Origin of the sequence: Mesorhizobium sp. M0496 (genome assembly GCF_040321205.1) — a bacterium.
Lineage (GTDB): Bacteria > Pseudomonadota > Alphaproteobacteria > Rhizobiales > Rhizobiaceae > Mesorhizobium.
In genome coordinates, this window is sequence record NZ_JAMYRC010000080.1 from 1 (window position 1) to 11,658 (window position 11,658).

The 11,658-nt window shown below is 63.8% G+C and carries 11 protein-coding genes and 2 pseudogenes; 1 reads left to right on the forward strand and 12 read right to left on the reverse strand.

Going from position 1 to position 11,658, the window contains the following annotated elements:
- Positions 1-119 precede the first annotated feature (119 nt).
- From phnE (NKI73_RS32765) to phnG, 12 genes and pseudogenes are all read right to left on the reverse strand, one after another.
- A complete protein-coding gene (gene phnE / locus NKI73_RS32765) occupies positions 120-1,487 on the reverse strand; it encodes a phosphonate ABC transporter, permease protein PhnE (protein ID WP_352636102.1) in 1,368 nt (455 codons plus the stop codon).
- A complete protein-coding gene (phnE, locus tag NKI73_RS32770) occupies positions 1,488-2,444 on the reverse strand; it encodes a phosphonate ABC transporter, permease protein PhnE (protein WP_352636103.1) in 957 nt (318 codons plus the stop codon).
- Positions 2,445-2,499: 55 nt separating this feature from the next.
- Complete coding sequence (phnD, locus tag NKI73_RS32775; protein WP_352608759.1) at positions 2,500-3,408, reverse strand: phosphonate ABC transporter substrate-binding protein; 909 nt, start codon at positions 3,406-3,408, stop codon at positions 2,500-2,502.
- Positions 3,409-3,500: 92 nt separating this feature from the next.
- A complete protein-coding gene (phnC, locus tag NKI73_RS32780) occupies positions 3,501-4,358 on the reverse strand; it encodes a phosphonate ABC transporter ATP-binding protein (RefSeq protein WP_352636105.1) in 858 nt (285 codons plus the stop codon).
- A gap of 277 nt (positions 4,359-4,635) precedes the next feature.
- Positions 4,636-5,242: pseudogene (locus tag NKI73_RS32785) on the reverse strand (DapH/DapD/GlmU-related protein).
- Positions 5,239-5,946, reverse strand: a complete 708-nt coding sequence (gene phnL / locus NKI73_RS32790; protein WP_352636107.1) for a phosphonate C-P lyase system protein PhnL — start codon at positions 5,944-5,946, stop codon at positions 5,239-5,241. The pseudogene NKI73_RS32785 and the gene phnL overlap by 4 nt, the downstream one beginning before the upstream one ends.
- A 208-nt stretch (positions 5,947-6,154) precedes the next feature.
- A complete protein-coding gene (gene phnK, locus NKI73_RS32795) occupies positions 6,155-6,931 on the reverse strand; it encodes a phosphonate C-P lyase system protein PhnK (RefSeq protein WP_352636109.1) in 777 nt (258 codons plus the stop codon).
- A gap of 137 nt (positions 6,932-7,068) precedes the next feature.
- Positions 7,069-7,896: pseudogene (locus NKI73_RS32800) on the reverse strand (alpha-D-ribose 1-methylphosphonate 5-phosphate C-P-lyase PhnJ); the annotation flags it as partial.
- Entirely contained in the window at positions 7,893-8,312 is a 420-nt protein-coding gene (gene fosX / locus NKI73_RS32805) for a FosX/FosE/FosI family fosfomycin resistance hydrolase (RefSeq protein WP_352636111.1), read from the reverse strand. The gene fosX and the pseudogene NKI73_RS32800, both read right to left, overlap by 4 nt.
- On the reverse strand, positions 8,309-9,421 hold the full coding sequence (locus NKI73_RS32810; RefSeq protein ID WP_023760808.1) for a carbon-phosphorus lyase complex subunit: 1,113 nt from the start codon (positions 9,419-9,421) through the stop codon (positions 8,309-8,311). The genes fosX and NKI73_RS32810 overlap by 4 nt, the downstream gene beginning before the upstream one ends.
- 1 nt (position 9,422) lies before the next feature.
- Positions 9,423-10,034, reverse strand: a complete 612-nt coding sequence (gene phnH / locus NKI73_RS32815) for a phosphonate C-P lyase system protein PhnH (RefSeq protein ID WP_352636113.1) — start codon at positions 10,032-10,034, stop codon at positions 9,423-9,425.
- The gene (phnG, locus tag NKI73_RS32820) at positions 10,034-10,495 is read right to left on the reverse strand and encodes a phosphonate C-P lyase system protein PhnG (protein WP_352636115.1); all 462 of its coding nucleotides are present in this window, start codon (positions 10,493-10,495) and stop codon (positions 10,034-10,036) included. The genes phnH and phnG overlap by 1 nt, the downstream gene beginning before the upstream one ends.
- Before the next feature lie 121 nt (positions 10,496-10,616).
- On the opposite strand from phnG, the gene phnF reads away from it, so the two are divergent.
- The gene (gene phnF / locus NKI73_RS32825; protein ID WP_352636117.1) at positions 10,617-11,366 is read left to right on the forward strand and encodes a phosphonate metabolism transcriptional regulator PhnF; all 750 of its coding nucleotides are present in this window, start codon (positions 10,617-10,619) and stop codon (positions 11,364-11,366) included.
- Positions 11,367-11,658 lie beyond the last annotated feature (292 nt).

Sequence of the window (11,658 nt, forward strand, 5' to 3'; positions counted from 1 at the left end):
TTTAGGCTCCTTCGTCATGGTGGGACGGAGCAAAGCCGTCCAACAGCTGCCGCCGCGTTCCTTCACACCCCCCTCTGTCCTGCCGACTTCTCGTGAGATGCCATACGGCAGTTGTTGAACTAACCCTGCTCGGCCTGAAGCCTGTTGTAGTCGTGGATGGTCTGGCTCAGCCGGCGGCGCAGGAAGTTGGAGATGTTGTCGAAGATGAAGACGACGAACAGGATCAGCAGCACCATGTAGAAGACATTGGCCCAGTTGGAGTTGGTGCGCATCGCTTCCCACAGTTTCAGGCCGATGCCACCGGCGCCGACCGCGCCGATGATGGTCGCGCCACGCGTGTTGGATTCCCACTGGTAGAGTGTCTGGCTGATGAATACCGGCACCACTTCCGGCAGCACGCCGTAGCGTTGCACGAGGAGGCCGTTGGCTCCGGTCGAGGTGATACCCTCGCGCGGCTTGTCGTCGATGTTCTCCAACGCCTCGGAATAGGTTTTGCCGAGCGTGCCGATCTCGGTGAAGAAGATGGCCGCACTGCCCGCCAGTGGTCCCGGCCCGAAGGCGCGGGTGAAGAACAGCGCCCAGATCAGCATGTCGATGGAACGCATGAAGTCGAAGAAGCGCTTGAGCACCTGGTTGACCAGCCGGCTGGGCGTGATGTTGCGGGCGGCGAAGAAGGCGAGCGGGAAGGCGACGATGCCGCCCAGCATGGTGCCGAGAAAGGCCATGACGATGGTCTGCAAGAGTTTCGTCCAGACATCGCCATGCTGCCACTGGGCGTTGTTCCAGATGTTGTCGCCGGCCAGCGCCAGGTTGGACGTGCCCGGTTTCAGTTCTGGTCCGGAGACGATCAGGGAGGCGACTTCGCCTGCCGACTTGCCGAAGAACGGCGAGCGCGTGTCGAAGACGAAGTTTGCCCAGCCGAGAAAACGCTTGCGTATCCTGACGCGGTCAACGGCGACGCGGGCCTCGCCGGCAAAGCCCATGTCGGCGACGACCTCATCTTCATGCGCGGTGATCCAGCCAGGAACCGGTCCGGAGATCAGCGGTTTGCCGGTGCCTAGCCCAACCGCAACGGTTTCACCATTGGCAATTATCGTGGCTTGCGTCTTGTTGAAGGTGATCGACTTGGCGGTGCCATCGATCAGGATCGTCACCGAACCATCGGCATTGGTCTTGACCCAGTCCGGATTTGGGTTCGGACCGAGCACCGAGAAGCGTGGATATTTGGCGGTGATCTGCGGTTCATCGAGGCGGAAGATCGGCTGCACGTCGTAGCTGATCCACTGGGTCAGAAACAGCGGCAGGCGCTCCCAGTGCGATTCCCGCATGACCTGCGGCAGATTGAAGAACCACAGCGCGTAAAGGAGGTAGACAAGTGTGCCGCCAAGCAACAGCAGCGGCCCGAAGCGTTTTTGGAACGGCCGCTTGAACACCTGCGGGAAGTGCTCCTCGATCGACTGGATTTCATCGGCGGTCATCGTCGTCATTCACGGGCTCATCGCAAAAGCCTGCTCGCCGACCAGTTTGCGGCGCAGCCAGGCGGAGAACTGGTCGACGATGAAGATCGTCGTGAACAGGAGCAGCACCAGGGCTATCGTCTTGGCGCCGAAGCCGCGCGATATCGACAGCTTCAGTTCCTCGCCGATGCCGCCGCCGCCTACCGCGCCCATGATGGTGGAAATGCGGACGTTTATCTCAACACGCAGCAGCGTGTAGGACATGAAGTTGGGCAGCACTTGCGGCAGACCGGCAAAGCGTACCCGCTCGAACCAGTTGGCGCCGACCGCCCTCAGGCCTTCTTCGGCCCGCATGTCGATATTTTCGTTGATCTCGTAGAAAAGCTTGCCCAGGGCACCGATCGAATGCAGGCCGATGGCGACGATGGCGGCGATCGGTCCGATCGAGACGATGGCCGCGAAGAGGCCGGCGATGACGATTTCGGGAAAGGCACGCAGCAATTCCATGAAGCGCTTGACGATCAGCCGCAGCACCGGATGCGGCGTCAGGTTGCGCGCCGCGATGAAGGAAAACGGCACGGCAAAAACGAAGCCGATGAAGGTCGAGACCAGCGCCACATTGAGCGTGGTCAGCATCAGCTCGAAATATTCAGGGATGTAGAAGCTGCCCCAGACATAGGCGCGGCCAAGCGGAAAGTTGAATTCCTGGGTACCGGTGTCGTGTGGGGAAGCGATGTCGAACATCGCTCGCCAGACATCGTTCCAGTCCTTGGGGACGAGCCAGCTCAGGAAATCCAGCAAATGTGGCAGCCGGTCGAAGAAATGCCCGGCATTGGCCTCGTCGGCGAACCACATGGTACCGCCGAGCGCGGCAGCGAGCAGGCCGATGCCGATGGCGGTGTAGAGCCGGCGCAACGATGTCTGGCGACGCCAGGCGTCGGCCATCTGGTGAGTGGCGCCGGAAGGGACTGTCACGGAATGGGTCATGATCGGAGATGCAAAAAGGGCGGTGTTTTGAACACCGCCCTTCCTGATTTCGCCATTAGCCGCCGATGGCTGCCTTACGGGCTTCGACGATGACGTTGTAGAAGTCTGCCTTCACTGGAACGTAGCCGGTAAAGTCGCCACCTTCGACGCCTTCGAAGCAAGCCTTGTCCTTCTTGGGCAGCTGCGTGAAGAAGTCGGCGAGCTTGGCGGTCATGTCGTCGCCGAGCGCGGTGCGCACGACCAGCGGGCCGTTCGGGATCAGGCCCGAGCGCCAGACTTCGACGAAGTCGTTGGGATCGACGGCGCCCTTGGCGACTTCCTTGTGGAAGGTGCCGGAGGTGTAGCCGTCCTTGAAGTCGCCAATGCCGGAGGAATCGTCCACCGCCACGTCGACCTTGCCGTCACGCACGGCCAGGACGTTGTTTTCGTGGCCGCCGTTGAACTGGGTCGAAGCGAAGAAGGTTTCGTTCGAAGCGCCGGTGTCCTTCGGGATCTGGGTCAGCGGGATCAGATAGCCGGAGGTCGAGTCCGGATCGGCGTAGCCGAGCTTCTTGCCCTTGGCCGACTTGATGTCGGTGATGCCGGAGGATTTCAGCGCCAGGCCGATCGAATAATAGCCGGTTGCGCCGTCGGTCTGCTGGGTGGTGAGGATCGGGGTGACTGCCTTCGGGTCCTTGAGAGCGACGCTGGCATAACCGGAAGCGCCGAGTTCGGCGAAGTCGAGCGTGCCGCCGAGCAGGCCCTGGATGACGCCGTCATAGTCGGCGGCGGGGAACAGCGAGACCTTTTCGAAGCCGAATTCGGCCTTCAAATGGTCGGCGAGGCACTGGTAGTTGCGCAGCCGGTCGGTTTCGTTTTCACCGCCGAGGATGCCGACGCGAAATTCCTTCATATCGGCGGCGTGGGCCATGCTGGTCGCCATGGCGAGCACCGAAACGGCGCAGAAAACCATCTTTCTGAACATTGGATATCTCTCCTGTAGGTTCCGGCCCCGCGCCGGCAGCGTTCTTGAGTTTGACTGGCGCCCTTGACGCGGGCTGGCGATCCCAACCGTTCTCAATAACCCGGGAAAGCGGGTTCGAGCGGTCCGGCGGATGCGGCGATCTTTCGGCTGAAGGCAACGCTGGTCGAGGTGATGGCCTCTGAGATTTCCTGGCCATTGCTGTCGGCGCCATAGACGAGGCGCACGGCCTCGCGGTTGAGCTCTTCCGGCGGACCATCGAAGACGACCTTGCCGGCGGCCATGCCGATAATGCGGTTGCAATAGGTGCGGGCGGTATCCAGCGTGTGCAGATTGGTGACGACTGTGATGCCTTCGCGCAAATTGATGTCCTGCAGCGAATCCATCACCACCTTGGCGTTGAGCGGGTCAAGCGAAGCGATCGGCTCGTCGGCGAGGATCACCCTGGGCTGCTGCATCATGGCACGGGCAATGGCGACACGCTGCTGTTGTCCACCCGACAAGGTGCCGGCGGGCTGAAGTGCTGTGCGGGCGATGTCGAGCCGCTCCAAGGCGGCGACCGCCTCGGCGCATTCGGCGCGGGAGAACATGCCGAACAGGTTTGACATGGTCGAACGGTGGTTCAGCTTGCCGAGCAGCACATTGGTCAGCACGTCGAGGCGCGGCACCAGGTTGAACTGCTGGAAGATCATGGCGCAGTCGCGCTGCCAGCGCCGCAGCGGCGAGCCGCTCAACTGGGAGACCTCGGCGCCGTCAAAAAAAATCGACCCCTGGCTGGGATCGATGAGGCGGTTGATCATGCGAAGAAGGGTTGATTTGCCGGCGCCCGAACGGCCGATAATGCCAACCATCTGACCCTGCGGGATCGCGATGTTGATGTCGTTGACGGCAGTGTTCTTGCCAAATCGTCGGGTGACACCGCGGATTTCGAGCGTGGCAGAGGTTGCTGACATGGGGCAGGTTCCAGTCCGGACCATATTGATCGTCAGGCACTCGCCTAACGCAGCCACATGAACCTGCCGTGTCGCGATGATGTCAGTTTTGTTACGCTCCACAGGCGTGGAGTTACGGCCGGCCCAGGACCAGCAGTTCCTCGAAGTGCTCCATGTCCCGGAAGCTGCAGAAGGCCGGAGCTTTGATTTCGATCACGGGAACCTGCTGCTCGAAAAGCTTGAGAGAGTCATCGAACAGGTCCTGCCATGCGGCTGCCCATGACGATGAGGTGAAGAACTATCCTTCGTATTTTTCCAGGAAGGCCTCGGCCGACAGTTCCCGGAAATCGTCGAGCGAAGCGCGCAGCCTGGCATGGTCCCAGTCCCACCAGGCAAGCGCCTGATAACGTTCGGCCGTACGGCGGTCGAAGCGCTCGCGGATCGGATTTGCCGGCACGCCGGCGACGATGGTGTAGGGGGTGACATCCTTCGAGACGACAGCGCCGGCGCCGACCGCGGCACCATCGCCGACGGTGACGCCGGGCAGGATGGTCGAGCCATGGCCGAGCCAGGTGTCGTGGCCGACGGTGACGCGCCTGGCGCGGCGCTGGGCGAAAAACTCGCTCTCATGCTCGGCATCGTCCCAATAGTCCGAAGCGCGGCAGGTGAAATGGTGCAGCGTCGGCCGCCAGGTCGGGTGGTTGGTGGCGTTGATGCGCACGCTTGCCGCGATGTTGGAAAACTTGCCGATCGTGGCGCACCAGACGGCGCAATCCTGCATCATGTAGGAATAGTCGCCGAGTTCGCTTTCCGAAACCGGCGATCTCGGTCCAGCGGCCGAGCGTCGAGTTCTGCACCTCCGCCGTCGGGTGGACCAGCGGTGTCTCCGATAATTTCCTGGTCATGCGGCAATTTTTCCGGGAGCGAAAGCGGTGACGTCGATGATGCGGTCGGCAACCGCCTCGCGCACGTCGTGGTCGTGGAAGATGCCAAGCAGGGCGACATCAGCCGCTTTCTTGGCGGCGATGAGTTCGATCACGACGTCGCGGTTCCTGGCATCGAGCGAAGCGGTCGGCTCGTCGAGCAGCAGGATCGGGTGCTCGGTGATGAAGCCGCGCGCGATGTTGACGCGCTGCTGCTCGCCGCCGGAGAAGGTCGCCGGCGGCAATGCCCAAAGTTTCTCCGGGAGGTTGAGCTGCGCCAGCAGAGCACGTGCCTTGCCGCGAGCAACCTCGCGGTCCTCGCCGCGCTCGACCAGCGGTTCGGCGACGACATCGAGCGCCGAGACGCGCGGCACGGTGCGCAGGAACTGGCTGACATAGCCGATCGTTTGCCGGCGCACGGCAAGCACGGTGCGCGGGCTGGCAGTGGCGAGATCGATCAGCCCGTCATCGTGCGTGACGATGATCTGGCCTTCGTCGACGGCATAGTTGCCGTAGAGCATCTTCAGGATCGAGCTCTTGCCGGCACCGGACGGGCCGCCAAGCACGGTGCATTCGCCGGCCCTGATCGAGAACGAGACTCCGGCGACGACAGGCAGTTTAATGCCGTCGCGCAGATGCATGGTGAAGCTCTTGGCGACGTCCGAGACAACAAGAGGGGTGGCCATCAGAAGGTGCTCCGATCATCGTTCGCTTGCGGGCCAGCACCCCCCTCTGCCTTGCCAGGCATCTCCCCCTCAAGGGGGGAGATTGGCTGTTGCCTTCGGTTTCGCCAATCTCCTGCGTTGCAGAATGGGCGAGATAGTAAAGCTGCCAATCTCCCCCCTTGAGGGGGAGATGGCCGGCAGGCCAGAGGGGGGTGTACAAGCGCCATCATCAAACCTGTAGAATCGAGGAAACGAGCAACTGGGTGTAGGGCGCGCGCGGGTCGTCGAGCACGCGGTCGGTGAGACCGCTTTCGACGACGCGGCCGTCCTTCATCACCATCATGCGCTGCGACAACAGCCGTGCCACCGCGAGGTCGTGGGTGACGACGATGGCCGCGAGACCAAGATCGGTGACCAGACCGCGCAGCAGGTCGAGCAGGCGTGCCTGAACCGAGACATCGAGGCCGCCGGTCGGCTCGTCCATGAATACCAGCCGTGGGCCGGTGACGAGATTGCGGGCGATCTGCAGGCGCTGGCGCATGCCGCCGGAGAAGGCGCGCGGCTCGTCGTCGATGCGGTCCTCATCGATCTCGACGCGCGACAGCCAGTCGACGGCGGTGGCGCGGATCCTGCCGTAATGGCGATCGCCGACAGCCATCAGCCGTTCGCCGACATTGGCGCCGGCCGACACCGTCATGCGCAGGCCGTCGGCGGGGTTCTGATGGACGAAACCCCAGTCGGTGCGCATCAGGAAACGGCGCTCGGCCTCGCTCATGCGGTAGAGCTCGCGGAACTGGCCATCGCGCATGCGGTAGCTGGCGGTGCCGGAGGAGGGCATCAGCCGCGTCGACAGGCAGTTGAGCAGCGTCGTCTTGCCGGAGCCGGACTCGCCGACGACAGCCAGGACTTCGCCCGGCCACAGGTCGAAGGAGACGTTGTCGCAGCCGACGCGCGAGCCGTAGAATTTGGACAGCGCCGAGACGCGCAGCAGCGGTTCGTCGGTCATTGCTTCTCCTTACCCTCCCCCTTGTGGGGAGGGTCGGCGCGCAGCGCCGGGGTGGGGGTTGAGTGGAGCGTGGATTGGTCAAGCCCCCCACCCGCGCCTTCGGCGCGACCTCCCCACAAGGGGGAGGTAGGGGCGTTGCGCCGCTTCTCGCAGTGGTCGGTGTCGGAGCAGACGAACATGTGGCCGCCATGGTCGTCGAGGATGACCTCGTCGAGATAGACATTCTCGGCCGCGCACAGCGCGCAGGGCTGGTCGAAGGTCTGCACCTCGAACGGATGATCCTCGAAGTCGAGGCTGACCACTTCGGTGAAGGGCGGCACCGCATAGATGCGCTTTTCGCGGCCGGCGCCGAACAGCTGCAAGGCCGGCGAGCGGTGCATCTTGGGATTGTCGAACTTAGGCGTCGGCGACGGGTCCATCACATAGCGGCCCTCGACCTTGACCGGATAGGCATAGGTGGTGGCGATGCGACCGTGCTTGGCGATGTCCTCGTAGAGCTTGACATGCATGAGGCCGTATTCCTCCAGCGCATGCATCTTGCGCGTTTCGGTCTCTCGCGGTTCAAGGAAGCGCAGCGGCTCAGGGATAGGCACCTGATAGACCAGTACCTGGCCCGCCGTCAGCGGATGCTCGGGGATGCGGTGGCGGGTCTGGATGATGGTGGCGCTGGCTGTGTCGGTGGTCACCGCGACATTGGCGACCTTCTTGAAGAAGGCGCGGATCGAGACGGCATTGGTGGTGTCGTCGGCGCCCTGGTCGATCACTTTCAGCACATCGTCGGGACCGATGATCGAAGCGGTGACCTGCACGCCGCCGGTGCCCCAGCCATAGGGCATCGGCATTTCGCGCGAGGCGAACGGCACCTGATAGCCGGGGATGGCGATGCCCTTGAGGATCGCGCGGCGGATCATCCGCTTGGTCTGTTCGTCGAGATAGGCGAAGTTGTAGGTGGCGATGTCCGTCATGGCGCGACTTTCAGTCCCTTGGCGTAGCGCGCCAGCCGCTCATTGAGCGTGCCGGTGTGCAGTTCGAACATGTGGTTGTCGTCGTCGTAGAAATAGATCGAGCGGCCTTCACCCTCGACGCGTGGGCGCGGCGGCCGCATGTCCAGCCCGAGCTTGGCGACGCGCTCGGCGTAGCGGTCGAAATCGGCGTCATCGATCTTGAAGGCGATGTGGCTGTAGCTGCGTTCCGGCAAGGGCTCGCCCTCCATGATGGCGACCCAGATGTCGCCGATCAGGAAGAACTTTTCGCGCGACAGCGAGAACTGTTCTGCGCCGCTGGCATAGACCTCTCGGGCGTCGAGTATGCCCTCGAGGATCTCGGTCATCCGATCGAGATCGCGGACGATAAAGGTCATGTGGGAGAGGCCTTCGATCATTCCGCGGCCTCCCGCTTCTCTTCGGCCTTGGCGGGGTTTTCGCGGGCGTCATATTCGGCGCGCATGCGGCGCACGAGGTCGAGTTCGGCCTGGAAGTCGACATAGTGCGGTAGCTTCAGATGTTCGACGAAGCCGGTCGCCTGGACGTTGTCGGAATGCGAGATGACGAACTCCTCATCCTGGGCGGCGGCGACGACATCCTCGCCCAACTCGCTGGCGCGAAGAGCGCGGTCGCAGAGCGCCATCGCCATCGCCTTGCGCTCGCTCTGGCCGAAGACCAGGCCGTAGCCGCGGGTGAATTGCGGCGGCGCCTTCGCCGACCCTTTGAACTGGTTGACCATCTGGCATTCGGTGATGCGCACCGTGCCGAGCGGGACAGCAAAAGGCAGTTCGGGCACATCGAGTTCCAGCTCGACCTCGCCGATGCGGATCTCGCCGACAAAGGGATGGTTGCGGGCATAGCCGCGCTGCGTGGAATAGCCGAGCGCCAGCAGGAATCCTTCATCGCCGCGCGACAGCGCCTGCAGGCGGATGTCGCGCGCCATCGGGAACTCCAGCGGCTCGCGGGTGATGTCGCCGGGGACATGGTCCTGCGGCATGTCGCCGTCCGGTTCGATCAGGCCTTCGCGGGCGAGGATCGCCGAGACGCGCGGCATGGCTTGCGCTTCGGTCTCGCGCTGCAGCGGCTCGGCGACGTCGGCGCCGGCGGCAAGCTCGGGATCGAGCAGCCGGTGGGTGTAATCGAAAGTAGGCCCAAGCAACTGGCCGCCGGGCAGGTCCTTGTAAGTCGCCGACACGCGCCGCTCGACCAGCATGGCGGCGGTGTCGATGGGCTTGGTGTAGCCGAAGCGCGGCAGCGTGGTGCGATAGGCGCGTACCAGGAAGATTGCCTCGATCATGTCGCCGCGCGCCTGGACGATGGCGAGTGCCGCCAATTCCCGGTCGTAGAGCGAGCCTTCACTCATCACCCGGTCGACGCCGAGCGCCAGCTGCTCGACGATCTGGTCGAGGCGAAGCGCCGGCACCGAACGGTCGCCGCGCCGGCGGTCGGCAAGCAGGCTGTGGGCGTTGGCGATTGCTGCTTCGCCACCTTTTACAGCGACATACATCTTACGCCTCCATCGTCTTGATGCGCGTCGTGCGCGGCAGGCAGGCTATGCCATCAGCGGTGGCGAGGATGATGTCGACGCCGCGCGGGAAGCGCTTGATATTCTGCTTCCACTGCTCGACGAAATGACGCGGCATCTGCGCCGGTGCAATCGTGGCGCTGGTTTCGATGCCGGGACCTTCGAGCAACAGAGGCGTGCCGGAGACGAGATCGCTGACATTCAGGATCAGCGTGGTCGAACGGTCAGGGTAGTCCTGCGTGCCTTGCGAAAAACCGTCGAGCGCCATCATCTCGGCCGGCGTGGCGATCAACGCAAAATGCGCATCGGCCGGCGTGTTGGCCATCGGCGCGCCGGTGTGGAAACCAAGCCAGGATTTGATGGCGGTGGAAGCTTGCAGAGCCGGGTCCAGCCACAGCGGCGTGTCGTTGTCGCACAGCGCCAGGGCTATGGCGCCGGCGCTTGCCGAGAGCGGCGCCGGCGGGCGGGCGAAGGCCGGCAGCGGCTGCAAGCTGCCCGGCCGCGCCATTGCGTCCATGACCGCGCGGAACACAGTCTGGGCATTGAAGACCGGATCGGCGAAACCGCCTTCGATCGATTGCGCTGCGATGTCCATCAGTCTTCTCCGCGAACCATAGTGAAGAAATCCACCTTCGTGGCCGCCGTCTCGGCGCGGCGGCGTTCATGCGCCGTGGTCAGGGCCGACCGCAGAGGCACTATCAGCCCGGTCTCCACCTCGGCGCGGCGGGCAGGGTCCTGCCACAGTGCGTCGGCGATGGCCGCCAGCCTCGCCTTCTGCTTGTCGCGGCCAAGCGCATAGCAATGGCCGACCTGTCCGGACGGCAGCCGGACGGTGGCGCGGGTGACGGTCGCCTCGCCGACATTGAAGGGCGCGCCGCCACCGCCGATGCGGCCGCGCACGGTGACCAGGCCGGTTTCGGGGCCGCGCAGCAGTTCCGCGTCCGAAGGCAGTCCGGCCTCGTTCCAGAGCCGAACGATGTCGTCGCCGCTGGATTGCGCCAGGGTTGCCATGACGGCCTTGCGTTCGGCCTGGTCGCGGGCTTCCTGTCCTCGCATCAGCAACATTCCTCTTCGGCAAATTTGTCTATTGATATAGACAACTATACAAATTATACCTATTATCTAGCGCGAGTCCATGACGGGTGGATGACAAGCACTTGAAGATTGGGGGCAATCAATGGTCGGGCGGCTGGCAGCGGACAGCATCGAGCGGCGCAGCGGCGTCTCGCTGTGGCGGCAGATCGCCGAGAAGATCCTGCAGGCGATCGCCGTCGGCGATTTCGCAGAAAGCGCCGCGCTGCCGCCGGAGATGGCACTGGCTGACCGCTATGGCGTCAACCGCCATACCGTGCGCAGCGCCATATCAGCCCTTGTGCAGGAAGGGGTGCTGCGGGCCGAGCAGGGGCGCGGCACCTTCGTGCTGTCGCGCAAGCGGCTGTCCTATCCCATCGGTGCGCGCACACGCTTTTCAACAGGCCTGCAAGGGCAGACATCGGAACGGCATATCGTCCTGCTCGCATCCTCGGTCGAGCCGGCCAGCCGGCGTGTCGCCGAGGGGCTGGGGCTTGCCAAAGGGGCCGATGTGATCCGCCTGGAAACGCGCGGCGAAGCCGACGGCCGGCCGGTGTCACGTGCTGCCGGCTGGTTCGATGCCCGGCGCTTTGCCGGTATCGATGCTGCAATGGCGGAGACCGGCTCGATCACCGCATCGCTCGCCCGGTTCGGCATCGACGACTATCTCAGGCAATCGACCGTGCTATCGGCGCGCCACGCCGATGCGGCGGACCTTGCAGACCTCGACCTGCAACCGGGCGCCATCGTGCTGGTTACAGTCGCTGTCAACGTCACGCCGGACGGCCAGCCGATCCAGGTTTCCGAGTCCAGGTTTCCGGCAGAACGGGTGGAGCTGAAGCTGTCGGCGCTGTAGGGAGTGGCAGCCTCATACGAGACCGTGACTTCTGACTCGCGCTGATATCAGGCCAGTTCGGTCGCGCTCACCTGTCAGCGTCGGCGCATTTGAGGACCGGCTTCCCCCACTCCGTCTCGGCTTCGCCGAGCCACCTCTCCCCCCTCCGGAGGGAGAGGAAGGGAGCCGGAGTCTGGTTGAAGAGCGTTGGCTGCAATAGGCTCGCACCCTTCCTCTACCCCGTCGATCGGGGGAGAGCGACTATCTGGGGTGTCAAGTTGCAATTGCGAACTCGTTGCGCGCATCGCGTGCT